This window comes from Pseudomonas sp. ZL2 (assembly GCF_054788455.1).
Genome location: NZ_JBGOGX010000051.1, coordinates 146,072 through 171,156 on the forward strand (window position 1 = coordinate 146,072; position 25,085 = coordinate 171,156).

Annotated in this window: 11 protein-coding genes; 5 read left to right on the top strand and 6 right to left on the bottom strand. The window is 65.4% G+C overall.

Translation table 11 applies throughout. The features are described 5' to 3' along the window. Window positions 1-128 precede the first annotated feature (128 nt). Complete coding sequence (locus ABM562_RS24035) at window positions 129-13,091, top strand: non-ribosomal peptide synthetase (protein ID WP_460423571.1); 12,963 nt, start codon at window positions 129-131, stop codon at window positions 13,089-13,091. A gap of 4 nt (window positions 13,092-13,095) precedes the next feature. Here the strand turns inward: ABM562_RS24035 and ABM562_RS24040 are convergent, their stop codons facing one another. The 4 genes from ABM562_RS24040 to dsbD form a co-directional block, all read right to left on the bottom strand. After that, window positions 13,096-13,575 carry a YkgB family protein gene (locus ABM562_RS24040; RefSeq protein ID WP_115087966.1) on the bottom strand — a complete coding sequence of 160 codons (480 nt, stop codon included), beginning with the start codon at window positions 13,573-13,575 and terminating at the stop codon, window positions 13,096-13,098. Window positions 13,576-13,651: 76 nt separating this feature from the next. Continuing rightward, window positions 13,652-14,416, bottom strand: coding sequence for a thiol:disulfide interchange protein DsbG (gene dsbG / locus ABM562_RS24045; protein ID WP_115087965.1), 765 nt, complete (start codon window positions 14,414-14,416; stop codon window positions 13,652-13,654). Next, window positions 14,401-15,258 carry a TlpA family protein disulfide reductase gene (locus ABM562_RS24050; RefSeq protein WP_346616627.1) on the bottom strand — a complete coding sequence of 286 codons (858 nt, stop codon included), beginning with the start codon at window positions 15,256-15,258 and terminating at the stop codon, window positions 14,401-14,403. The genes dsbG and ABM562_RS24050 overlap by 16 nt, the downstream gene beginning before the upstream one ends. Then, window positions 15,258-16,961 carry a protein-disulfide reductase DsbD gene (gene dsbD / locus ABM562_RS24055; protein ID WP_115087963.1) on the bottom strand — a complete coding sequence of 568 codons (1,704 nt, stop codon included), beginning with the start codon at window positions 16,959-16,961 and terminating at the stop codon, window positions 15,258-15,260. Before dsbD ends, ABM562_RS24050 begins: the two co-directional genes overlap by 1 nt. Before the next feature lie 175 nt (window positions 16,962-17,136). On the opposite strand from dsbD, the gene ABM562_RS24060 reads away from it, so the two are divergent. The 3 genes from ABM562_RS24060 (at window position 17,137) to ABM562_RS24070 (ending at window position 20,715) form a co-directional block, all read left to right on the top strand. Then, window positions 17,137-17,820 (top strand): response regulator, encoded by a 684-nt coding sequence (locus ABM562_RS24060; protein WP_233674767.1) that lies wholly within the window; start codon window positions 17,137-17,139, stop codon window positions 17,818-17,820. Beyond that, window positions 17,817-19,142, top strand: coding sequence for an ATP-binding protein (locus ABM562_RS24065; RefSeq protein WP_115087961.1), 1,326 nt, complete (start codon window positions 17,817-17,819; stop codon window positions 19,140-19,142). Before ABM562_RS24060 ends, ABM562_RS24065 begins: the two co-directional genes overlap by 4 nt. Window positions 19,143-19,302: 160 nt before the next feature. Further along, complete coding sequence (locus ABM562_RS24070; RefSeq protein ID WP_115087960.1) at window positions 19,303-20,715, top strand: aspartate aminotransferase family protein; 1,413 nt, start codon at window positions 19,303-19,305, stop codon at window positions 20,713-20,715. Between the two features lie 150 nt (window positions 20,716-20,865). Here ABM562_RS24070 and ABM562_RS24075 read toward each other — a convergent pair whose 3' ends face one another. Further along, window positions 20,866-21,837 (bottom strand): siderophore-interacting protein, encoded by a 972-nt coding sequence (locus ABM562_RS24075; RefSeq protein ID WP_258578962.1) that lies wholly within the window; start codon window positions 21,835-21,837, stop codon window positions 20,866-20,868. A 145-nt stretch (window positions 21,838-21,982) separates the two neighbouring features. On the opposite strand from ABM562_RS24075, the gene pvdP reads away from it, so the two are divergent. Continuing rightward, a complete protein-coding gene (gene pvdP, locus ABM562_RS24080; protein ID WP_460423575.1) occupies window positions 21,983-23,605 on the top strand; it encodes a pyoverdine maturation tyrosinase PvdP in 1,623 nt (540 codons plus the stop codon). Window positions 23,606-23,684: 79 nt separating this feature from the next. On the opposite strand, the gene ABM562_RS24085 is transcribed toward pvdP, so the two are convergent. Continuing rightward, complete coding sequence (locus ABM562_RS24085; RefSeq protein ID WP_115087957.1) at window positions 23,685-25,085, bottom strand: efflux transporter outer membrane subunit; 1,401 nt, start codon at window positions 25,083-25,085, stop codon at window positions 23,685-23,687.

The following is a 25,085-nucleotide window of genomic DNA, read 5'->3' on the forward strand; positions in this document are numbered from 1 at the left end:
ATTTCTCCGGCCCATCCGTTCCTCTCTGTACATCCTCGGCTCTGGCAAGACGCACCTCGGTGCCTGGAAGCCCGCCCTGCGCGCCACCCGAGACCTGATTTTACGTACAGACTCTGGCAGGAACCCCCATGATGGACGCCTTCGAACTCCCGGTTACGCTGGTCCAGGCATTGGCCCAACGCGCGGCGCTTACCCCCGACCGCGTTGCCTTGCGCTTTCTGGCCGAGGATCCGTGCGATGAAGCCGTGCTGTCCTATCGCGAGCTCGACCAGCGGGCGCGGACCATCGCCGCCGCCTTGCAGGCGCGCACCGAAGTGGGGGATCGGGCGATCCTGTTGTTTCCCAGTGGCCCGGATTACGTCGCGGCGTTCTTCGGCTGCCTCTACGCCGGCGTCATCGCGGTGCCGGCTTATCCGCCAGAATCATCGCGGCGTCATCATCAGGAGCGTTTGCTGTCGATCATCGGCGATGCCGAACCGCGCCTGCTACTGACCATCAGTGCCTTGCACGACAACCTGCAGGCCCTCGAGGTGCTGGCAGAGCCAAGCGCGCCACAGCTGCTGGCGGTCGATACCCTGGCTCAGGAGCAGGCCGGCAGTTGGCAGGCGCCGACCCTGCAGGCCGACGACATTGCATTTTTGCAGTACACCTCCGGCTCCACGGCCTTGCCCAAGGGCGTGCAGGTCAGCCATGGCAACCTGGTGGCCAACGAAGTGCTGATCCGCCAGGGTTTCGGCATCGATGTAAACCCGGATGACGTGATCGTCAGCTGGCTGCCGCTGTACCACGACATGGGCCTGATCGGCGGCTTGCTGCAACCGATCTTCAGTGGCGTGCCCTGTGTGTTGATGGCCCCGGCGTACTTCCTCGCCCGGCCGCAGCGCTGGCTGCAAGCGATCAGCGATCACGGCGGCACCATCAGCGGAGGGCCGGACTTCGCTTATCGGCTGTGCAGCGAGCGGGTCAGCGCCGCGGCAATGGCCAGCCTTGACCTGAGCAAATGGCGCGTGGCCTATTCCGGTTCCGAGCCGATCCGCCAGGACAGCCTGCAGGCCTTCGCCGACAAGTTCGCTGCCTGTGGCTTTGTGCCTGAGAGCTTCTTTGCCAGTTACGGGCTGGCCGAGGCCACGTTGTTCGTCAGCGGCAGCACCCGAGGCCAGGGGATTGGCGCGCTTGAGCTGGATGCCCTGGCGCTGGCGCGCAACAACGCAGAAACGGGCAGGGGCACGGTGCAGATGAGTTGCGGGCGTAGCCAGCCCGGGCATGCCGTGCAGATTGTCGAGCCGCACAACCTGACGCTGCTGGCCGACAACCGGGTCGGCGAAATCTGGGCCAGTGGCCCGAGCATCGCCAAAGGCTACTGGCGCAACCCCGAAGCCACGGCCCGCACCTTCGTCGAGCAGGGCGGGCGCACCTGGCTGCGTACCGGCGACCTGGGTTTTTTGCGTGACGGCGAGCTGTTCGTTACCGGCCGCCTCAAGGACTTGCTGATCGTGCGTGGGCACAACCTCTACCCACAGGATCTGGAAAAGACCCTGGAGCGTGAAGTCGACGTTCTGCGTAAAGGCCGGGTGGCGGTGTTCGCGGTCGATGACCGGGGCGAGGAGGGCATCGGCGTTGCCGTCGAGATCAGCCGCAACGTGCAGAAAGTCATCACGCCTGCGAGCCTGATCAAGACCCTGCGCCAGGTGATCGCCGATGCCTGCCAGCAGGCGCCGGCGGTGGTGCTGCTGCTCAATCCCGGCGCGTTGCCGAAGACCTCCAGCGGCAAGCTGCAACGCGCCGCCTGCCGGTTGCGCATGGACGACGGCAGCCTCGATTGCTACGCGCGCTACCCTGATCAGCAAGCAGCGGCCGTAGCCGATCAAACCGCGTCGGCGACCGGCATGCAGGCCCGGATCGGTCGTCTGTGGCGTGAGCAGTTGGGCGTGGAGCAGGTGGCCGCGGACGATCACTTCTTCCTGCTCGGTGGCAACTCGATTGCCGCCACCCAGGTCTGCGCGCGCTTGAGTGACGAGCTGGATCTTGAGGTGGGCGTACGGGTGCTGTTCGAGGCACCGACCCTGGCCGACTTCAGTGCCGCGGTGACGGCGTTGCAGAGCGATGGCGGTGTCGCCCGTGGCGCCATCAGCCGCCTCGGCCGCGCGCAGGCCTTGCCGCAGTCGCTGGCACAGAATCGCCTGTGGCTGACCTGGCAGCTTGAGCCGCACAGTGCGGCGTACAACATTCCCGGCGCCCTGCGCCTGCGTGGCGAGCTGGACGAAGCGGCATTGCAAGCCAGCTTCCAGGCCCTGGTCGAGCGTCACCAATCCCTGCGTACGGTGTTTGCCGAGCAGGATGGCCAGGCCTTGCAACGCGTCCTGCCGAGCCTGGCGTTGACCTTGCAGCGCCTGGATCTGTCTGCTGCCCGTGCGCAAGAAGTACTGGCGCAGCGCGAAGCCGAAGCGGTGCAGCCTTTCGACCTGCAGCAGGGCCCGCTGCTGCGCGTGACCCTGGTGCGCCTGGACAGCGAAGAGCATCAGCTGTGGGTGACGTTGCACCACATCATCGCCGACGGCTGGTCGATGAACATTCTCATCGACGAGTTTTCGCGCCTGTATGCGGCCCGCTGCCAAGGCCAGGACGCCAAGCTGCCGGCCTTGGGGCTGGACTACGCCGACTACGGCAGTTGGCAGCGCCAGTGGCTGGCCCAGGGCGAAAGCGCCCGGCAACTGGCGTACTGGAAGGATCGGCTGGGTGAGCAGCAGGCGGTGCTCGATCTTGCCACCGATTACCCGCGTTCAAACCGCCACAGCAACGCCGCCGCCCGCTTGAGCGTGCGCCTGCAGCCCACCCTGGCGGAAGCTTTGCGCAGTATCGCCCGCGCCCATGACGCCACGCTGTTCATGGTCTTGCTGGCCGGTTTCCAGAGCCTGTTGCATCGCTACAGCGGGCAGACCGACATCCGCGTCGGCGTGCCCAACGCCAACCGTCCGCGCCTGGAAACCCAGGGCCTGGTGGGCTTTTTCATCAACACCCAGGTACTGCGTGCGCAGCTCGATGGGCGCTTGCCGTTCAACCAGTTGCTGGCCCAGGTGCGCCAAGCCACGCTGGAGGCCCAAGCCCACCAGGACCTGCCGTTCGAACAACTGCTCGAAGCCTTCCCCGAAGCTCGCGAGCAGGGCCTGTTCCAGGTCATGTTCAACCACCAGCAACGCGACCTCAGCGCCCTGCGTCGCCTCCCGGGGCTGCTTGCCGAAGAACTGCCGTGGCACAGCCGCGAAGCCAAGTTCGATCTGCAGTTGCACAGTGAAGAAGACCATCAGGGCCGCCTGATCCTGTCGTTCGACTACGCCGTGGAGCTGTTCGATGCGGCGACCGTCGCACGAATCAGCGCACAGCTGGTCGGTTTGCTGGAACAAGTCTGCGCTCAACCGCAGGTCGCCATCGGCGCTGTGCAACTGCTTGACGCCGATGGCCGCGGGCAATTGCTCGCATGGGGGCAGGCGCCGACGGTACCGGCGCAACAGTGGGTGGTCGACCAGCTCAACGAGCAAGCACGTCTGGCTCCAGAGCGCACTGCCCTGGTATGGCAGGGTGGCAGCCTCGATTACGCCAGCTTGCATCAACAGGCCAACCGCCTGGCCCATTACCTGCGCGACAAGGGCGTCGGTCCGGATGTTTGCGTGGCCATCGCCGCCGAACGTTCGCCGCAACTGCTGGTCGGCCTGCTGGCCATTCTCAAGGCCGGTGGTGCCTATGTGCCGCTGGACGTCGATTACCCGGCCGAGCGCCTGGCCTACATGCTCGCCGACAGCGGTGCCAGCCTGCTGCTCAGCCACAGCGATGTGCTCGAACGCCTGAGCCTGCCGACGGATGTCAGCGCCATCGCGATGGACCGCCTCAAGCTCGACAGCTGGCCAAGCCAGCCGCCGGGCCTGCACCTGCACGGCGACAACCTCGCCTATGTGATCTACACCTCCGGCTCCACCGGGCAGCCCAAGGGCGTTGGCAACACGCATGCGGCACTGGCCGAGCGTCTGCAATGGATGCAGGACCGCTATGAGCTCAATGACAGCGACGTGCTGATGCAAAAGGCGCCGATCAGCTTCGACGTGTCGGTGTGGGAATGCTTCTGGCCGCTGGTCAACGGCTGCCAACTAGTGCTGGCCGGCCCCGGCGAGCACCGCGACCCGCAACGCATCGCCGAACTGGTCCGCGAACATCGCGTAACCACCCTGCATTTCGTCCCGGCCTTGCTTCAGGTGTTTGTCCAGGAACCGCTGGCCGCGCAGTGCAGCAGCCTGCGCCGGTTGTTCTCCGGTGGCGAAGCCTTGTCGGCGAACCTGCGCGAGCGGGTGCTGCAGGTATTGCCGCAGGTGGCCTTGCATAACCGCTACGGCCCGACCGAAACCGCCATCAACGTCACCCACTGGCAGTGCAGCGATGCCGACGGTGCGCGCTCGCCGATCGGCCGGCCGCTGGCCAACGTGTTGTGCCGGGTGCTGGATGATGAGCTCGAACTGACGTCGCCCGGCGTAGCGGGTGAGCTGTATCTGGGCGGTGCCGGCCTGGCTCGGGGGTACCTGGGGCGTGCGGGGCTCACCGCCGAACGTTTCGTGCCGCAGCCCGATGGCGACGGCCAGCGTCTGTACCGCAGTGGCGACCGGGCGCGCTGGCTGGCTGATCTGGGTGCGCTGGAGTACCTCGGGCGGCTCGATCAGCAGGTCAAGCTGCGGGGGTTTCGGGTCGAGCCGGAAGAGGTCGAGGCCTGCCTGCTGGCGCAGGCGGGTGTCGAGCAGGCGCTGGTGATGATTCGCGACACCGCCGCCGGCCCGCAACTGGTCGGTTACTACAGTGGTATCGACGCGAGCGCGCAGTGGCTGGCGGCACTGGCAGAGCAACTGCCCGCCTACATGGTGCCGGCGCAGTTGGTTCACCTGGCGCAAATGCCGCTGGGCCCGAGCGGCAAGATCGAGCGCAAGGCCTTGCCCGAGCCGCAATGGCAATCGCGTGAACACATCGAGCCGGGCACCACCCTGCAACAGCAGATCGCCGCGATCTGGCGCGAGGTGCTGGGTATCCAGCGGGTCGGCTTGCAAGATGACTTCTTCGCCCTTGGCGGCCACTCGTTGCTGGCCACCCAGATCATTTCCCGCACCCGCCAGGCTTGCAACGTCGAGTTGCCGCTGCGCACCCTGTTCGAAGCCAGCGAACTGGGCGCCTTTGCCTCTGCGGTCGAGGCGATCCAGCACAGTGGCGCGCACAACCTGCAGGGCGAGATCCAGCGCATCGACCGTCGTCAGGCCGTGCCGCTGTCCTACTCCCAGCAACGCATGTGGTTCCTCTGGCAGATGGAACCGGACAGCCCGGCCTATAACGTCGGCGGCATGGCCCGCCTGAGCGGGGTGCTGGATGTCAGCCGCTTCGAACAAGCGCTGCAGGCGCTGATCGTGCGGCACGAGACGCTGCGCACTACCTTCCCGAGCATCGACGGCGTGCCCTATCAGTGCGTGGCCGAAGACAGCAACCTGCAGATGAGCTGGCTGGATTTCTCCAGTGCCGCAGCGCAGGTACGCGAGCAACGCCTGCAGGCCTTCGCCGACGAGCAGGCGCACCAGCCGTTTGACCTGGAGCGCGGGCCGCTGCTGCGCGCCTGTCTGGTCAAGACCGGCGAGCGTGAGCATTACTTCGTCCTGACCCTGCACCACATCGTGACCGAAGGCTGGGCCATGGACATCTTCGCCCGCGAGCTGGGCGAGCTCTACGAGGCTTTTGTCGACGAGCGCGAATCGCCGCTGCAACCCTTGCCGGTGCAGTACCTGGACTACAGCGTGTGGCAGCGCCAGTGGCTGGAAAGCGGCGAGCGCCAGCGCCAGCTGGACTACTGGCAAGCCAAACTGGGCGATGAGCATCCGGTACTCGAACTGCCGGCCGACCGTCCGCGTCCGGCGGTGCAGAGTCACCGTGGCGAGCTCTATCGCTTCGACCTGAGCCCGGAGCTGGCAGCGCGAGTACGTGCTTTTAATGCCGAGCGCGGCCTGACCCTGTTCATGACCATGACCGCAACCCTGGCCGTGCTGCTCTACCGCTACAGCGGCCAGACTGACTTGCGCATCGGCGCGCCGGTGGCCAACCGCATCCGTCCGGAAAGCGAAGGCCTGATCGGTGCCTTCCTCAACACCCAGGTGCTGCGTTGCCAGCTTGATGGGCAGATGCGTATCGGCGAGTTGATCGAGCAGGTGCGCCAGACCGTGATCGACGGCCAGTCCCATCAGGACCTGCCCTTCGATCAGCTGGTCGAGGCCTTGCAGCCACCACGCAGCAGCGCCTACAACCCGCTGTTCCAGGTGATGTGCAACGTCCAGCGCTGGGAGTTCCAGCAAAGCCGTGAGCTGGCCGGCATGCAGGTCGAGTACCTGGTAAACGATGCCCGCGCTACCAAGTTCGACCTTAACCTGGAAGTCACCGACCTCGACCGCCGCCTGGGTTGCTGCCTGACCTACAGCCGCGACCTGTTCGACGCGCCGCGTATCGCGCAAATGGCTGCCCACTGGCAGAACCTGTTGGTGGCAGTGCTGGGTGATCCCGAGCAACGCCTGGGCGAATTGCCGTTGCTGGCGGCGGTCGAGCAAAAGGCTTTGTGCGATTCGCTCAAGGGAGACAACACCCTGGCGCTGGATCACAACATTCATCAGCTGTTCAGCGAGCAAGCCGCGCATCAGCCTGATGCCCCGGCCCTGACGTTCGCCGGGCAGCACCTGAGCTACGCCGAGCTTGACGCCCGCGCCAACCAGTTGGCCCGTGTGCTGCGTGAGCATGGCGTCGGCCCGCAGGTGCGCGTCGGCCTGGCCCTGGAGCGCTCGCTGGAGCTGGTAGTCGGCCTGCTGGCGATCCTCAAGGCCGGTGGCGCCTATGTGCCACTGGATCCGGAATACCCGCTGGAACGCCTGCACTACATGATTGAAGACAGCGGCATCGAACTGCTGCTGGGCCAGCGTGCGCTGTTTGAGGCCCTCGGCGAGTTGCCCGCCAAGGTCGGTCGCTGGTGCCTGGAAGAGGACCGTGACGGCCTCGCGGCTTACAGCCGCGAAGCCTTGCCGTCGCTGACCTTGCCGGGCCATCAGGCCTACCTGATCTACACCTCCGGTTCCACCGGCAAGCCCAAGGGGGTGGTGGTCAGCCATGGCGAAATCGCCATGCACTGCCAGGCGGTGATCGAGCGCTTCGGCATGCGCAGCGATGACTGCGAGCTGCACTTCTATTCAATCAACTTCGACGCGGCCACCGAGCGCCTGCTGGTGCCGTTGCTTTGCGGTGCGCGGGTGGTCCTGCGTGGGCAAGGGCAGTGGGGCGCGGAAGAAATCTGCACGCTGATCCGCGAACAGCAGGTATCGATACTCGGCTTTACCCCAAGCTACGGCAGCCAGCTCGCCCAGTGGTTGGCCAGCCACAACGCAAGCCTGCCGGTGCGCCTGGTCATCACTGGCGGTGAGGCACTGACCGGCGAGCACCTGCAGCGCATTCGCCAGGCGTTCACGCCGCAGCAGTTCTTCAACGCCTATGGCCCGACCGAAACCGTGGTCATGCCCCTGGCGTGCCTGGCTCCCGAGCAACTTGAAGCCGGCGCCGGCAGCGTGCCGATCGGCCGCGTGGTCGGTGCCCGCACGGCGTACATCCTCGATGCCGACCTGGCCCTGGTGCCGCAAGGCGGCATTGGCGAGCTGTACGTCGGTGGCGCGGGCCTGGCCCAGGGTTACCACGAGCGCCCCGGTTTGAGCGCCGAGCGCTTTGTCGCCGACCCGTTCAGCGACAACGGCGGGCGCCTGTACCGTACCGGCGACCTGGTGCGCCAGCGCGCTGACGGTCTGGTGGAGTATGTCGGTCGAATCGACCATCAGGTGAAGATTCGCGGCTTCCGTATCGAGCTGGGCGAAATCGAAACCCGTCTGCTCGAACACCCCGCGGTGCGCGAGGCCGTGGTCCTGGCCCTGGACATGCCCGGTGGCAAGCAGCTGGCCGGTTATCTGGTCTGCGATCAGGCGCGGGCGGACGCCGCCGGGCAGGTTGCCCTGCGTGAAGCGCTGAAGGCGCAACTGCGCCTGCACCTGCCGGACTATATGGTGCCGCCCCATCTGGTGCTGCTTGAGCAAATGCCGCTCACCGGCAATGGCAAGCTCGACCGCCGCGCCTTGCCGGCGCCGGACCTGGAGCAGGGCCGCCAGCACTATGAAGCGCCGCGCAGCGAGCTGGAGCAGCAGTTGGCGACGATCTGGCGCGAGGTACTGAACGTGCAACAGGTCGGTTTGCAGGACAACTTCTTCGAACTGGGCGGCGACTCGATCCTGTCGATCCAGGTGGTCAGCCGTGGGCGTCAGGCCGGGCTGCATTTCACCCCGCGCGACCTGTTCCAGCATCAGACCATCCAGACCCTGGCCACGGTGGTCAGCCGCAGTGAAACCACTCAGGTCGATCAGGGCCCGCTGAGCGGACGCGCAGCGTTGACGCCGATCCAGCACTGGTTCTTCGACAGCGACGTGCCGCAACCCCAGCACTGGAACCAGGCGGTATTGCTGATGCCGGTCGAACGCTTGAATGGCAAGACCCTGGAGCAGGCGTTGCAGCAGTTGCTGCAGCACCATGATGCCTTGCGCTTGCGCTTCACCCAGGCAAGCGCTCAATGGCAGGGCGAATACGTCCAGGCCGACCATCGCGAGTTGCTCTGGCAGGCTTCGGTAGCCGATCTGGGCGCCTGCCAGGCGCTGTATAGCGATGTGCAGCGCAGCCTCGACCTGGCACAGGGGCCGCTGCTGCGCGCCTTGCTGGTCGAAGACGGCGAGGGTCGTCAACGCCTGTTGCTGGCCATCCACCACCTGGTGGTCGATGGCGTGTCCTGGCGCGTGTTGCTGGAAGATCTGCAAGCGCTGTACCGCGGCCAGCCGCTGGCGGCCAAGACCCGCGCCATGAGCGATTGGGCGGCACGCCTGGTGGCTTATGCCGGCAGTGACTCGTTGCGTGACGAGCAAACCTGGTGGCAGGCACAGTTGGGCACCGCCAGCCGCGAACTGCCCTGCGATCATCCGCAAGGGGCCAACCTGCACCAGCAGGCGCAAACCCTCAGCGTGCGCCTGGATGCGACCCGCACCCGGCAACTGCTGCAGGAGGCGCCCGCTGCCTATCACACCCAGGTCAACGACCTGCTGCTGACCGCCCTGGCCCGCGTACTGTGCCGCTGGAGCGGTGACAGCACGGTGCTGGTGCAACTGGAAGGCCACGGCCGCGAGAGCCTGTTCGAGGACATGGACCTGACCCGTAGCGTCGGCTGGTTCACCAGCGCCTACCCGTTGAGCCTGAGCCCACTGAACGTCGAAGAAGCCGCGGGGCAGGGCGCTTCGATCAAGGCCATCAAGGAACAACTGCGTAATGTGCCGCACAAGGGTCTGGGCTATGGCGTGCTGCGCTACCTGGCCGATGCGCCGGTGCGCGAAGCCATGGCGGCGCTGCCCCAGGCGCGTATTACCTTCAACTACCTGGGCCAGTTCGACCAGCAGTTCCAGGCCGATGCGCTGTACCAGCCAGTGGATGAAAGCGCCGGGCTCGCCCACGACCTGGCGGCGCCGCTGCCCAACTGGCTGAGCGTCGATGGCCAGGTGTATGGCGGTGAACTGCAACTGCGCTGGACCTTCAGCCGTGAGCGCTATGACCCGCAGACCATCGAAACACTGATCGAAGCCTACCGGCTCGAGCTGATCACCCTGATCGAGCATTGCCTGACCCCGGGCATCGGCAGCTTCACGCCCTCGGACTTCCCCCTGGCGCAGCTGAACCAGGAGCAGGTCGATGCCTTGCCGGTCGCCGCTGCACAGATCGAGGACGTCTACCCGCTGACGCCGATGCAGGAGGGACTGCTGCTGCATACCCTGCTGGAGCCGGGCACCGGCATCTACTACATGCAGGACCGCTACCGGATCAACAGTGCCCTCGACCCGCAGCGTTTCGCTGAGGCTTGGCAAGCGGTGGTCGGCCGTCATGAAGCCTTGCGCGCCTCGTTCTGCTGGAACGCCGGCGAGGCCATGCTGCAGATCATTCACAAACCGGGCGCGACGCCGGTCGACTATCAGGACTGGTCAGCCATCCCTGACACTGAACAGGAAGCGCGCCTGCAAGCGCTGCACAAGCAAGAGCGCGAAGCCGGTTTCGACTTGCTCCGGCAGGCGCCGTTCCACCTGCGCCTGGTGCGGGTGGGCGAGGACCGCTACTGGTTCATGATGAGCAACCACCACATCCTTATCGATGCCTGGTGCCGTTCGCTGCTGATGAATGACTTCTTCGAGATCTACCTGGCCATGGGCGAGGGCCGTCAGGCGCAGTTGCCGGTGCCGCCGCGCTACCGCGACTACATCAGCTGGCTGCAGCATCAGGACCTGGACGAGGCGCGCCAGTGGTGGCGCACTAACCTCGAAGGCTTTGAGCGCAGTACCGCAGTGCCCAGCGACCGGCCATTGTTGCGTGACCACGCGGTAGAGAATGCCGGGATGCTGGTCGGCGATTGCTACACCCGCCTCGATGCCGCCGATGGCGCCCGCCTGCGTGAGCTGGCCCAGGCCCATCAGTTGACCATCAATACCTTTGCGCAAGCCGCCTGGGCCCTAGTGCTGAGCCGCTACAGCGGCGAGCGCGACGTGGTCTTCGGCGTTACGGTGGCCGGTCGCCCGGTGAGCATGCCGCAGATGCAGCGCACCGTCGGGCTGTTCATCAACAGTATTGCCCTGCGGGTGAAACTGCCCACAGCGGGCGAGCGCTGCAGCGTGCGCCAGTGGCTGCAGGGCCTGCTCGAGCGCAACATGGAGCTGCGCGAGTACGAATACCTGCCGCTGGTGAGCATCCAGGAGTGCAGCGAGCTGCCCAAGGGCCAGCCGCTGTTCGACAGTCTGTTCGTGTTCGAGAACGCGCCGGTGGAAGTTGCCGTGCTGGACCGTGCACAGAGCCTGAACGCCAGCTCCGATTCCGGGCGCACCCATACCAACTTCCCGTTGACCGCCGTCTGCTATCCGGGCGATGACCTGGGGCTGCACCTGTCCTTCGACCAGCGTTACTTCGATACCGCCACGGTCGAGCGCTTGCTGGCCGAGTTCAAGCGTTTGTTGCTGGCGCTGGCCGAGGGCTTCCAGGGGGATGTCAGCGAGCTGCCGTTGCTCGGTGAAACCGAGCGGCACTTTTTGCTCGACGACTGCAACCGCAGCGAGCAGGCCTACAGTCTTGAGCAAAGTTACGCCGAACTGTTCGAAGCACGGGTTGCCGCGCACCCGCAGCGGGTGGTTGCGCGGTGCCTGGAGCAAACGCTGAGCTATGCCGAGCTCAACCGCCAGGCCAACCGCCTGGGCCATGCGCTGATCGCCGCCGGGGTGGCGATCGATCAGCCGGTGGCATTGCTGGCCGAACGCGACTTGCCGTTGCTGGGCATGATCGTCGGCTGCTTCAAGGCGGGGGCTGGTTACCTGCCGCTTGACCCGGGCCTGCCGGTTACGCGCCTGCAACGTATCGTCGAACTGAGCCGCACGCCGGTGCTGGTGTGCAGTGCAGCCTGTGCCGAACAGGGGCGTGCCTTGCTCGACGAGCTGAGCTGTGCCGGGCGCCCGAAACTGCTGGTCTGGGAGCAGATCCAGGCGGCAGTCGGGCCGGACGGCAACCCGGGCATCTATAGTGCGCCGGACAACCTCGCCTACGTGATCTACACCTCAGGCTCCACCGGGCTGCCCAAAGGGGTGATGGTCGAGCAGCGCGGCATGCTCAACAACCAGTTGAGCAAGGTGCCCTACCTACAATTGGACGAGCAGGACGTGATTGCCCAGACCGCCTCGCAGAGCTTCGATATCTCGGTCTGGCAGTTCCTCGCCGCACCGCTGTTCGGTGCTCAGGTGGCCATCGTGCCGAACGCCATCGCCCACGACCCGCAAGGCCTGCTGGAGCACGTGCAGGCTACCGGCATCACCGTGCTGGAGAGCGTGCCTTCGTTGATCCAGGGCATGCTCGTCAACGAGCATCAACAGCTCGATGGCCTGCGCTGGATGCTGCCGACCGGTGAGGCGATGCCGCCGGAGCTGGCCTCGCAATGGCTGCAGCGTTATCCGCACATTGGTCTGGTCAATGCCTATGGCCCGGCCGAATGCTCGGATGACGTGGCGTTCTTCCGCGTCGATGCCGCCTCGACCCGGGGCAGCTACCTGCCGATCGGCACGCCGACCGACAACAACCGCCTGTACCTGCTTGGCGACGATCAGCAACTGGTGCCGCTGGGGGCCGTAGGTGAGCTGTGCGTTGCCGGTACCGGCGTCGGCCGTGGCTATGTCGGTGACCCGGTGCGTACTGCGCAAGCCTTTATCCCGCATCCGTTCGGTGCGCCTGGCGAACGTTTGTATCGCACTGGCGACCTGGCGCGTCGACGTACCGACGGTGTGCTCGAGTACGTCGGGCGTATCGACCATCAGGTGAAGATCCGCGGCTACCGCATCGAGCTGGGCGAGATCGAAGCGCGCCTGCATGAGCAAAGCGATATTCGCGATGCGGCGGTGGGCGTGCAGGATGGGGTCAATGGCAAGCATCTGGTCGGCTATCTGGTGGCCAGCACTGCGGGTGCCGATACCAGCGTGTTGCTGGAGCAGGTCAAGCAGCACCTGCGTGCCGAGTTGCCGGAGTATATGGTGCCTCTGCACTGGGGCTGGCTCCAGCAACTGCCGCTCAATGCCAACGGCAAGCTCGACCGCAAGGCCTTGCCGGCCATCGACATCGGCGCCCAGCACAGCCAGGCCTACCTGGCGCCGCGCAGCGAGCTGGAAACGACTCTGGCCAGCATCTGGGCCGAAGTACTCAAGGCTGAACGGGTCGGGGTGCGCGACAACTTCTTCGAGTTGGGCGGGCATTCGCTGCTGGCTACCCAGATCGCCTCACGGGTGCAGAAGGTGCTGCAACTGAACGTGCCGCTGCGGGCGATGTTCGAGTGCAGCACCGTCGAGGAACTGGCGACCTACGTCGAAGGCCTGAAGGCCAGTGAGCTGAGCGACGACAAGGTCGACCGTCTCAGTGACCTGATGGCCGAGCTGGAAGCACTGTAGGGCTTCAGGCCGGGGCAGGGCTGCTGCGCAGCAGGTCGTGCTTGAGCAAGGCGACCGAAGCCGCCAGCAGCACGGCGTCCTTGATCAGGAAGGACGTCGCTCCACCCATGGCCGGGAACCCGCCGGCGCTGTTCTCCCAGCCGCCAGGAGTGGTAAGGATCAGGGTCAGGGTTGTCAGGTAGGTGACCACCGAACCGAGCGCCCCGATCACTGCCACCCGCGGTTGCCAGATACCGGCCAGCAACGCCGCGCCAATCGCCCATTCCGCTACCCCCAGCGCATAGCTGGCACCTTGGATGCCAAAGGCCAGGTGCAGCCAGGACAACAGCGGGCTGTTATCGATCAGCGGGATCAACGCCTGGGCTTCGTAGTCGAACCACTTGGCATAGCCAAAACCGAAGAAGATCAGGATCAGGCTCCAGCGCAGCATCTGGATATCCAGGGAGGAGCGGGTGAAACGGTCGAGGCAGGCAGGGCGGGTCATGGCAAGGTCCTGTGGTTGGATGAGGCAGGTATCCTGCAGACGCCGTGACCGCCCTGTTGTTACATCAGCCGGTCGCTCACCGCTTGCCGAGAATCTTGCCAAGCAGCTCCGGTCGCGGTGCGCCCTGCTGGGTTTGCAGCTGTTGCTGGTCGTCCAGGTAGAAAATTGCCGGCGTCGCTGACAGGCCGAGTTCTTCCATCACCGCCAGGTTGGCGTCGAGCTTGCTCTGTACGGCTTCGGGAATCTTGTCCAGGGCCTTGAGGGTGCTGGCCTTGCCGGCCTTCTCATGTTGCGCGAGGGCCTTGGCCGGGTCCTTGCTGGCCAGCAAGGTGGCTGATTTACCCGGGCTGTCCTCGCGAATGATGCCGACCATGATATGCCGCAATTGCACCTTGCCCGACTCGACCCAGGGCCGCGCCTGTTGCCAGAACATATTGCAATATGGGCAGTTGGGGTCGCTGAACAAGTAGACGATACGCGGCGCGTCGGCCTTGCCGTCGGCGATCCAGGCGGTGTTCTCCATCTTCGCCCAGACTTCCTTGGCCATCGGTGCATACACCAGTTTTTCCAGCGGCGCCTGGCTCAGGTCCTTGCCCTGCTCATCGAACAGGCTGCCCACCAGCACGTGTTTGCCATCGGCAGTCAGGTACAGCGCCAGGCCGCGGTTCTGGTACTCGGCAGCATAGCCGCGCAGGCCATCGGGAGCGTTGAAGCTGCCTTTGATTTTCGCGCCTTTGGCCTCCAGTTGCTGGATGGCTTTGGGCAAGTCTTCAGCCAGCACCAGCTGGCTGGTCATCAAGCCCAGGGCCAGTGTGAGGGGCAGTTTCAGCAGAGATCGCATGCGACGTTCCTTGTGGGGGATGGGGCGGCAGGCGCGGGCGCGCGCTCGAAGGATTGCAGGGCATGGCTGAGGCTGGCCCGCGACAGCTCGCCGAGGTGGCTGCCGACCAGGCGGCCCTCGGCGTTGTAGAACAGGGTGGTGGGCAGGGCCATGGAGCCGACCTTCTGCGCCAGTTGGCCGCCGCTGTCGAATAGCACGTGGGAGAGGTTCAGGCCGGTGGTGGCAAGGAAGGTGACCACGGTTTGCGGCGCTTCGCCCTGGTTGACGAACAGGAAGGTGATGTCCGGGTAGTCGCCCTGGGCCTGTTGCAACACCGGCATCTCGCGCCGGCACGGCGGGCACCAGGTGGCCCAGAGGTTGATCACCAGTGGCTTGCCGCGGTATTCGGCAAGCTCAACGGCTTGGCCATTGGCCTTGCGCAGGCTCATCTCGGGCAGTTGCGTGCCTTGATCATAAAGATGGCTGGCCAGGCTGCCGAGCAACCAGAACAGACCACCACTGAGCAGGCCCCAACCCAGCGGCCGACGCAGGGCGGGGCGGCGGTAACCCTGCCACAGGGCACCGAGGGCCACGGCAACAAGCGCTGGCCAGAGCAGGAAACCGCCGTCACGCAGGTCGATGATCTGCAGCAGGTCGTCGCGGTACATCGACCAGTAGCTGATGACGAAGCCCAGGCGGGCGCTGAGCAGACCCAGCAGGAACAGGCCGAACAGTACCGACTCCGGGTTGTCGCCGCCACGCTTGGCGACGCGCCAGCCAACCAGGCTGGCCAGGGCCAGGGCGCAGATCAGCAGCAGGTGGTTCAGGGCCATGGTCAGCGGCCCGAGAGAAACTGTCAGCATCAGCCTTGGCTCCGGGTAGTGACCCAGTGTTGGAGGAAGTTCGCCGCATCGATTTCACCGGTGATGCGTCGGGCCCGGCGTTCGCTGCCCTCTGGGCCGATCCAGATCAGGCTGGGAGGGCCGGGGACCTGATAGCGCTGCAGCAACTCGCGGCTGGACGCTGCATCGGCAGTTACATCCAGGCGCAGCAAGCGTACGCCGTTCAGCGCCGCCAGCACATCGGCGCGGGCGAATACCTGTTTTTCCATGACCTTGCACGACACGCACCAGTCAGCATAGTAGTCGAGCATCACCCACTGGCCCTGGGCCTTGGCCGCCTCCAGCTCGCGCTGCAGTTCGGCCGGCTGGCTGACGGTGGTGAAGGCATCACGGTGAGCGCCAGGGGCTGTCGGGGCGGTGCTGGCGGTGAACGGTTGCAGCGGTTGCCAGGGGTCATTGCCACCGGCGGCAGCGCCGACGATCAACAGGCTGCCCCAGAAACCCAGCAGCAGCGACAGCGCGCGCAGCGGGCGCAGTGCCTGCATGGCCGGCCAGGCGGCCCAGGCCAGGGCGATCAGCCAGGCCCCGGCAAGGCCCAGCCATAGCGACGCTTCCAGTACCGCGCGCAAGGTATACAGGGCCATGGCCAGGAAGACAAAGCCGAAAAGGCCCTTGACCCGGTTCATCCAGGCGCCCGGGCGGGGCAGGTAGCGGTTGCCGAGGGTGACCAGCAACAGCAGCGGCAGGCCCATGCCCACGCCCAGGGTGAACAGCACCAGGCCGCCGTGCACGGCGTTGCCGCTCTGGGCGATGTACAGCAGGGCGCCGGCCAGCGGTGCGGTCATGCACGGGCCCATCAACAGGCCCGACAAAGCTCCGAGCAAGGCGGCGCCATACAGGTTGCCGCCACGGGTGCCGTGCCCTGCACGCTCCAGGCGGTCACGAATCCACACCGGTAGCTGCAGCTCGAAAGCACCGAACATCGGCAGGGCCAGCAGCACGAACAGCCCGGCCAGGGTGCCCAGCAGCCAGGGTTGCTGCAACCAGGCCTGGAAGCTGGCGCCCAGCAGTGCGGCGACCACGCCCAGGGCGGCATATACCAGGGCCATGCTCAGCACATAGACACTGGCCAGCAACCAGCCACGGCGGGCACTGGCACCGCTGCCCAGTACCAGCCCGGCGAGAATCGGCAGCATCGGCAAGGAGCACGGGGTGAAGGCCAGCAGCAGGCCCAGGCCGAGAAAGGCCAGCAGGTTCCAGGCCAGGCTGGACTGCTGCAGGCCACCGGCCAGGGCCTGATCGCTGGCCTGTGGGGTGACAGTTGCGCCGCCCAGGCTGACCAGGCTGGTTTGTGGCGGGTAGCACAGCCCGGCATCGGCGCAGCCCTGCCAGCCCATGCGCAGCTCACCGTTGGCACTGGCGGGCAGGATCAGTTCCAGTTCGCCACGGTATACCTGGGTTTCACCAAAATATTCATCGCTGTGGGGCAGGGCGGCGGGCAGCTGGGGCTGCTGCTCCGGCGCCAGGCCGTCGAATTTCAGGCGTTTCTGGTACAGGTAGTAGCCATCGGTGATTTGCCAGTGCAGGCGCATCTGCCCCGACTCCAGGCGTTCGCTGCTGAATACGAAGGCCTTGTTGACTGGCAGGAAATCGCTCTGGGCAAAGGGGTTGGCCTGGCTCAGGCCGCTTAGCAGGAACATCAGGGCAAACAGAAAAACGCGCATGTCGAAGCCTTGGCAATGCGATGAAGCGCTAACTCTGGCCCAGCCCGATTAACCGAAAGTTAACCCGGCAACCAACGGCTGTCGCCCGGGCCGCGACGGCTGCGCCTGGGCGCGGCATAATCCTGGGTTAATCCGCCTGGGCTTGAATAAGGCCTTTACTGACCGAGACCCCACCATGCACGTACTGCTCTGCGAGGATGATGACCTGATCGCCAGCGGCATCAGTGCCGGCCTGACCGCCCAGGGCATGACCGTCGACCGGGTGGCCAGTGCCGGCGCGGCCCAGGCCATGCTCCAGGCCGCGGCGTTCGACGTCATGGTGCTCGACCTGGGGCTGCCCGACGAAGATGGTCTCAAGCTGTTGCAGCGCCTGCGGCAGCAGGGCGAGTCGTTGCCGGTGCTGATCCTCACCGCCCGTGATGCGGTCACCGACCGCGTCGATGGCCTGCAGGCCGGCGGCGACGACTACCTGCTCAAACCCTTCGACCTGCGCGAACTGGCTGCACGCCTGCACACCTTGCTGCGCCGCGCTGCCGGGCGAGCGGTGAACATCATTGAGCACGGCCCGCTCAGCTATGACCCCAGCAGCCGCGAAACCTGCCTGGGTGGCCAGCCGGTCGACCTGTCGCGTCGCGAACAGGCGCTGTTGCAGGCACTGTTGCACAACCGTGGCCGGGTGCTTTCCAGCGAGCAGCTCAAGGACAGCGTTTACGGTTTTGGCGATGAGGTCGAGAGCAATGCCCTGAACGTGCATATCCATCACCTGCGGCGCAAGCTGGGCAACGGTATCGTCGAGACGGTGCGTGGCCTGGGTTATCGCCTGGGGCCGGCGCAATTGCCGCAGGAGCCGCAACCATGACCCTGCGTTTGCGCCTGACCCTGATCCTGGGTACCGCCTTCATCGTCATCTGGGTGCTGGCCGCGGCCTGGATGCTGCGCGACCTGCGCATGCAGATGATGTTTTCCCTCGACCAGCGCCTGGTGGCCTCGGCGCGCATGGTCGCCGGCCTGGTCGACCAGTTGCCGCAGCCGTTGTCGAGCAAGGGCGAGGGTACGCGCCTGAGCGCTGATCAACTGAGCGTCGATGGCATGGCCTGCCAGGTCAGTTCGCTGCGTGGCGAAATCCTCGCCCGCAGCCACAACAACGAGCAGCCCCTTGATGATCAGCGCAGCGGTTTCCACGACCAGACCATTGATGGTGCGCGCTGGCGCAGCTTTACCTATGCCCACGGCGATGTACGCATTACCACCGCTGACCGGCACCAGGAGCGCGAGGCACTGAACCGCTCGATTCTGCTAGCGGCTTCGGCGCCGGTGCTGATGGCATTGCTAGGCAGTCTCGGTTTGCTGTGGATGGGGGTTGGCAAGGGCCTGGCCCCGCTCAATCGCATGCGCGATGCCTTGCGCCGGCGCAGCCCGGACTCCCTCGAGCCGCTGCAGGTGCGCGGCCTGCCCAGCGAGTTGCAGCCGTTGCTGGAAACCCAGAACCAGCTGTTTTTGCGCATCGGCCAGACCATCGAGCGCGAACGCCGGCTGACCGACGATGCGGCCCATGAATTGCGCAGCCCGCTGACGGCAATCAAGACTCACCTGCAGGTGGCGCGAATGACCGACGGCGAAGTGCGCGAGCAGGCCCTTGAACATGCCGAGCAGGGCGCTGATCGCCTGCACCGGACCCTTGAGCAACTGTTGTTGCTGGCACGGGTGGAGGGTCGCCTGTCGTTTGAAGACGGACTGCAATGCAATGCCGAGCAGATTGCTCGCCAGGCGATTCAGGACACCGGCGTCGACAACGCCCGGCGTATTGATCTGCAGCTGGCGCCGGGCGCGGCCCAGGTCTACCTCGGGATGCCTACCCCGCTGGCGGTGACGGCATTGCGCAACCTGCTCGACAACGCCCTGCGTCATACCCGCGGAAGCGAACCCGTGGAGCTGGCGGTGCAGATGGACCAGGACCGGGTGGCATTCCTCGTGCGCGATCATGGCCCCGGCATTCCCGAGCAAGACATAGAACACCTGACCGAGCGTTTCTGGCGCCACAGCCAGAGTGGCGGTTGCGGGCTGGGCCTGGCCATCGTCCAGGCGATTGTCCAGCGTTGTGCCGGTAGCTTGCGCTTCGACAGCCGCAGCGACGGCTTGCGGGTGCTGCTGCATATTCCGCTGCGAGCGAACCCGGCCTGACTGGCCTGGGCAGCAGGACGCTGACAAAAATCCTCACAGGCGAGGGGCGAGCGGCTAAATCCTCGCTGCGCTGAAGCGTTTTTCAAGCGACAACAACCCGCACACCTCTGGCAACAGGCGCGTGACGGGCACATCCGCTTGCTTGCGAGGGTTTCCCCAGATGTCAGTCGCTACCAGCCTTGCCCAGGCGCTGCCGGTATCTTCAGCCGCAGACGCTCCTGAAACACTTTACGCGTTCGATGAGTCGCCGTTGCTCGCGCGGCAAAAACTGCAGGAATCCAATGCCCGCAGCTACCCGCGGCGAATCCCGCTGGCGCTCAAGCGCGCCCGTGGCATTTATGTCGAGGACGTCGAAGGGCGTCAGTTCATCGACTGCCTGGCCGGTGCCGGTACCCTGGCGCTGGGTCACAACCACCCGGTGGTGATCGAGGCGATTCAGCAGGTGCTGGCCGATGAGCTGCCGCTGCACACCCTGGACCTGACCACGCCGGTCAAGGACCAGTTCGTCCAGGACCTGTTCAGCCTGCTGCCGGAGCAACTGCGCAGCGAAGCGAAGATCCAGTTCTGCGGTCCGACCGGCACCGATGCGGTGGAAGCGGCGCTGAAACTGGTGCGCACCGCCACTGGACGCAACACCGTACTGTCGTTCCAGGGCGGCTACCACGGTATGTCCCAAGGCGCCCTGAGCCTGATGGGCAGCCTGGGGCCGAAGAAGCCGCTGGCTGCCTTGCTCGCCAATGGCGTGCAGTTTCTGCCTTACCCCTATGACTACCGCTGCCCCTTCGGGCTGGGCGGCGAGGAGGGTGTGAAGGTCAACCTGCACTACCTGGAAAACTTGCTGAGCGATCCAGAAAGCGGCGTGCAACTGCCGGCGGCGGTGATTGTCGAAGTGGTCCAGGGCGAAGGCGGGGTGATTCCGGCGGACATCGAATGGCTACGCGGTGTGCGGCGCATCACTGAAAAAGCCGGTGTAGCGCTGATCGTCGACGAAATCCAGAGTGGCTTTGCCCGTACTGGCAAGATGTTCGCTTTCGAGCACGCTGGCATCACTCCGGATGTGGTGGTGCTGTCCAAAGCCATCGGCGGCAGCCTGCCGCTGGCGGTGGTGGTCTATCGCCAGTGGCTCGACACCTGGCAGCCTGGCGCCCACGCCGGCACCTTCCGCGGTAACCAGATGGCCATGGCTGCGGGTTCGGCGGTGATCAATTACCTCAAGCGACATGACCTGTGCGCTCACGCCCAGGCCATGGGCGAGCGCCTGGTGGCCCACTTGCGCCGCTTGCAGGAGGTTTTTCCGCAGTTGGGTGATATCCGCGGGCGCGGTCTGATGCTGGGGGTCGAGCTGGTCGATCCCAAAGGGCAGGTCGATGCCCAAGGGCATCCAGCCGTCTGCCCGCGTCTGGCCCCCCTGGTGCAGCGCGAATGCCTCAAGCGCGGCCTGATTCTGGAGCTGGGCGGTCGTCAGGGCGCGGTGGTGCGCTTTCTGCCACCGTTGATTATCACTGCCGAGCAGGTTGATGAGGTGGCGGCGCGTTTTGCTCGTGCTGTCGCTGCGGCGGTGGCCAGCCTGTAAACGGCCCAGGCATGTAAAAGCCCGGGGCAGTGCACCGGGCTTTTTTATCGTTCTTCATTGAATCTCGGGGGGCCAGCAGCAGCGCCACAGCGAATGGATAAGCTCGCGCCCCCCAACCCCGGATTCAGTGAAGAGCCCTTTTTATGGCCCTCAGTCGAACGTGCGACCGGCGCGCCAGTAGCCCATCAGGGTCAGGGCGCTACGGTCCAGCCCGCGCTCGGTGATCAGGTAGCGACGGATGTTCATCACAGCGGCAGACTCGCCGGCGATCCAGGCATAGAAATCACCGCTGCCGGGTTTGGCCAGTTCCCAGAGGATCTGCCGGTCGATATCGACCTCCTCCAGTTTGACCTTCAGGCCTGCTCCGGCCACGGTGGGTGGAAGGCGTGCCAGTTCGCGGCTGGCGTGAATCATCGCTTCGCCATGGGTGCAGTGCAGTACATCGCGTGGCAACCAGCTGAGCTCGGTTGCCGGGCTGCAAGCCAGATCAAGGCAATCGGCTTCGCCAGGCACTTCGATAAAGGCCTGGACTGCCACCTCGGGCAGGTCCCTGGCGATTTGTTCGAGTATGCCGGCAATTGCCGGCAGGGCGGTTTCATCGCCGATCAGCAACAGGTTGCGCAGAGCCTTGGGCGGGCGCCACTCATAGCCGCCCGGATCACCATCGAAGGCCAGGTTCGGGGCCACCATCTGCAAGCGATCGCCGATCCTGGCCTGGGTCGCCCAGGTCGAGGCGGGGCCATTGACGCCGTGCAGGACAAACTCGACATCCACCTCCTGCGCTTCGCGGCGCAGCGCCCGAATGGTGTAGGTGCGCATCGGCGGGCTCTGCTCGGCGCTCAGGCCACGGCGGGCATCCTGCCAGGAGCCGTGCTTGGGCAACTGCGGTGGCTGGCCATTCGCAGAGGGGAAGAAAATCTTGATGCGCTGATCGGCGGCCAGGCTGTGCATTTGCGCGACATCCTCACCGCTGAAGACGAAACGCGTGAGCGACGGGCTGAGCGCGATGATGGCTTTGAGCTGAACATCGAACAGGCGGTAGGCGCTGGCTTTGGCGGGTTTGCCGGCCAGCTTGCGCAGACCATTGCCCAGGGCGTTGGTCAGTGAAGTGGAGGCGGACATGGGCGGTACCTCTGGCAAGGGGGGTACCTGGAAAACGAAACGCCTGGCTGCTGAATTAGCCGACGGCCGCCGCGGTTAAATTTCCCTCGCCAGCATACGTCCTAGCTTGGATAAGGCCTGCTTCATGGCTGATACGGGTAGGACGATGACGATTTCGCGACGAGGATTCATAGCAGGCCTGGCAGTGGCGGGCGCGACCGTGCCAGCCGCCTATTACGCGCACAAGCAACTGACCCATGATCCAGAAGACGACATCGTTACCCCGGGTGAGGCCAGTGTCGAACTGGCCGATGCTGCCGGCCAGCAGTTGGCCGATCAGTTGCGCGGGGTCTGGGAGCTGCGTTTCGCGGGTGCCGACGGCGGCTTGGCAGGCGTCCCCCGGGAAGGCGTGCTGATGTACCTGGACGTCGCTGCCAAGGGCCGCGGCCTGCGTGGGTACGTGGACAGCGAAAGCGTCCTGGGCAGCGATGCGCCGGCAGCCTACCGGGTGCTGGGTGATCTGGTCGGTGCCTCCACGGCCTCGGTGCGCTGGCGGCTGATGAGCACTCAGGACGGGCCTGGCTACGAATGTTCAGCCAGCCTGGACGAGGTCTGGGGCAGTTTCGGCAATGCCGGCAGCGGCACGCTCAGCGGCCGCTTGCAGCCGCTGGATCGCTCGATGGCCTTGCCCCTGGCCGACAGCCATTTCGTCGCGGTCAAGCGCCTGTTCCCCGAAGCCCGTGAACGCTTGCCCTACACGCCGCAGTTGCAGGCTTGGCTGATCAGCGCCGAGCACCGTTTGTTCCATCAGCTCTGGCATGCAACCCGTGACAAGTGGCACCGGCTGTCTGAAGAAAAGCACGGTGCCTTGCGCGGCCTGGGCTGGCAGCCCGGCCCGCGTGACAAGGAGCGTGATGCCCGTGGCCCGCGCAAGCACCGCAATGGCTCGGGCGTGGACTTTCTGTTCATGCACCGGCACATGCTCGGTACCGCCCGGTCAATGCAGGACCTGCCGTCGTGGACGCATTTCCCCTTGCCGCAACCGAGCGTCGAGCTCGACCGCCAGGGCTTTGCGCGCTACTACGACAATCACGACGGCTACTGCGTACCGCCAAGCTGGCGGGCGCCGGGCGACAATGCCTACGGGCAGTGGGTGTCGGCGATCAAGGCCGGCGAGACGTTCTGCAGCAACTTCCAGGTCTGGGAGTCGCAGTACCAGGACCCGCTGTACCTGTCGAGACTGACCCTCGGGGCGTTCGGCTCGGAGCTGGAAATGAACCTGCACGATTGGCTGCACATGTGCTGGGCCTCGGTGCCGCGCGATCCGGTCAACGGCGCGCCGGTGCCTTTTGCCCGTGATCCGGCCGATTTTGCCGGGCGCTGGTACGGAGCAGAAAACGACTTTCTCGGCGACCCGTTCTCGTCCCATGTGAATCCGGTGTTCTGGGGCTTTCACGGCTGGATCGATGACCGCATCGAGGACTGGTACCGCGCCCATGAGCGCTATAACCCGGGGCAGGTGCGGCGCCTTGAGGTCAATGGCGTGCAGTGGTTTGCCCCGGGGCGCTGGGTCGAGGTCGATGACCCGTGGTTGGGGCCGGTGACCCATGGTTGCAGCACTACGCCAGGGATGTTCCCCGGCAAATCGGTGGAAATGGATGTCGAGACCATGAAGCTGGCCCTGCGCATTACCTTTGGCGACGACGACAAGATTGGCGACCTGGTACGCCGGGTACCGCAACGGCCCTGGTATGCGCGGCATCTGTCATTGCGCGGGATTGTTTCCTGATTCCTTGTGTTGGGCCTGCTTTGCAGGCCATCGCCGGCAAGGCCGGCTCCCACAGGGTTTGTGCAGGCAGGTCAATGATTTAGCGAACCACCTGCCATCCGCCACCTAATGCCTTGTACAGCGCCACGCTGCCTTGCAACCGGGCCAGGCGCAGTTGTACCTGCTGGTCCTGGGCTTGATACAGCGTGCGTTGGGTTTCCAGTACTGTCAGCAGGGTCTCGGCACCCGCCTGGTAGCGGCGCTCAGACAGTCTGAAAGCGATCTGCGCCTGCTCCACTTCCTCATCCTGCGACTGGCGCTGCTGGTCGACGCCACTGATGCCATTGATGGCCCTTTCGACATCGGCAAAGCCGTTGATGATGCTGCTGCGGTAATTCTCCAGCAGTTCATCCTGCTTGGCGCGGGCTTTGTCGCGTTCGGCGCGCAAGCGGCCGTTGTTGAAGATCGGCGCAGCCAACCCGGCACTCAAGGTGTAGTAGGGGCTACGCATCACCTGGGCAAAGGTATCGGCGCCTGAACCCAGGTCGGCGCCCAGGGTCAGGCTCGGCAGCATCGCCGCGCGGGCCACCCGCACGTCTGCCTGGGCGGCGGCCAGGCTGGCTTCGGCGGTGGCAATATCCGGACGGCGGCTAAGCAGCTCGCTGGGCACCCCGCTGCCGATTTGCGGCCAGTTCAGGCGGGTGATCGATTCTTCAAGGGCGGGCAGCGCCTGCACCGGCTCGCCGAGCAAGGTCGCCAGGGTGATGCGCGCCTCCTGCAACTGCTGCTCGAACAGTGGTACCTGGCGTTGCTGACCGGCAACCAGGCTGCGTTGCTGGGCCAGTTCCAGGGCGGTGGCCGAGCCGGATTGATAGCGGGTTTCGACCAGGCGCAGGACATCCTCGGCATTACTCAGATTGAGGCGGGCAATATGTACCTGTTCTCGCAGGGCCAGGCTCTGCAGGTAGCTGTTGGCGACGCCGCTGAGCAGGGTCAGTTCGACGGTCTGGCGATCGAAACGGCTGGCATCCAGGTTGAACAGGGCGCTGTCGCGTGCGGCAGTCTTGCCGCCCCAGAAGTCCACTTCGTAGCTGGCGCTCAAGCGGGTGCCGAACGAGGTGCTGGTGCGTTCGCGACTGCTGGCATCGAGCTGGTCGAAGCCGTTGCCATGCAGCAGGCGTTGGCGTCTGGCATCGAGGCCGAACTTGAGCTCGGGCAACAACGGCGCGCCGGCAATGACCGCCGAAGCCTGGGCCTGGCGAATACGCGCTGCGGCAGCGGCCAGGTCGAAGCTGTTGCGCCTGGCCTGTTCGATCAGTTGATCAAGCGCGGGGCTGGAGAACTGCCGCCACCAGTTCTCGTGGGGCAGCGGGGTGCTGGTCGCCTGGCCTTGCCACTGCGCTGGCGCCTGCAGGCCGCTCGAAAGTGTAGGGGCGGTCGACGTGCAGGCGGCAAGCACCAAACTGATCGACAGGAAACTGAGACGGCTGGGCAGGTTCAT

Bases quoted from the DNA above. Each gene is read 5' to 3' on its own strand.
- ABM562_RS24035 (WP_460423571.1), top strand. From the start codon at position 129: ATGATGGACGCCTTCGAACTCCCGGTTACGCTGGTCCAGGCATTGGCC.
- ABM562_RS24040 (WP_115087966.1), bottom strand. From the start codon at position 13,575: ATGACCCGCCCTGCCTGCCTCGACCGTTTCACCCGCTCCTCCCTGGAT.
- dsbG (WP_115087965.1), bottom strand. From the start codon at position 14,416: ATGCGATCTCTGCTGAAACTGCCCCTCACACTGGCCCTGGGCTTGATG.
- ABM562_RS24050 (WP_346616627.1), bottom strand. From the start codon at position 15,258: ATGCTGACAGTTTCTCTCGGGCCGCTGACCATGGCCCTGAACCACCTG.
- dsbD (WP_115087963.1), bottom strand. From the start codon at position 16,961: ATGCGCGTTTTTCTGTTTGCCCTGATGTTCCTGCTAAGCGGCCTGAGC.
- ABM562_RS24060 (WP_233674767.1), top strand. From the start codon at position 17,137: ATGCACGTACTGCTCTGCGAGGATGATGACCTGATCGCCAGCGGCATC.
- ABM562_RS24065 (WP_115087961.1), top strand. From the start codon at position 17,817: ATGACCCTGCGTTTGCGCCTGACCCTGATCCTGGGTACCGCCTTCATC.
- ABM562_RS24070 (WP_115087960.1), top strand. From the start codon at position 19,303: ATGTCAGTCGCTACCAGCCTTGCCCAGGCGCTGCCGGTATCTTCAGCC.
- ABM562_RS24075 (WP_258578962.1), bottom strand. From the start codon at position 21,837: ATGTCCGCCTCCACTTCACTGACCAACGCCCTGGGCAATGGTCTGCGC.
- pvdP (WP_460423575.1), top strand. From the start codon at position 21,983: ATGACGATTTCGCGACGAGGATTCATAGCAGGCCTGGCAGTGGCGGGC.
- ABM562_RS24085 (WP_115087957.1), bottom strand. From the start codon at position 25,085: ATGAACCTGCCCAGCCGTCTCAGTTTCCTGTCGATCAGTTTGGTGCTT.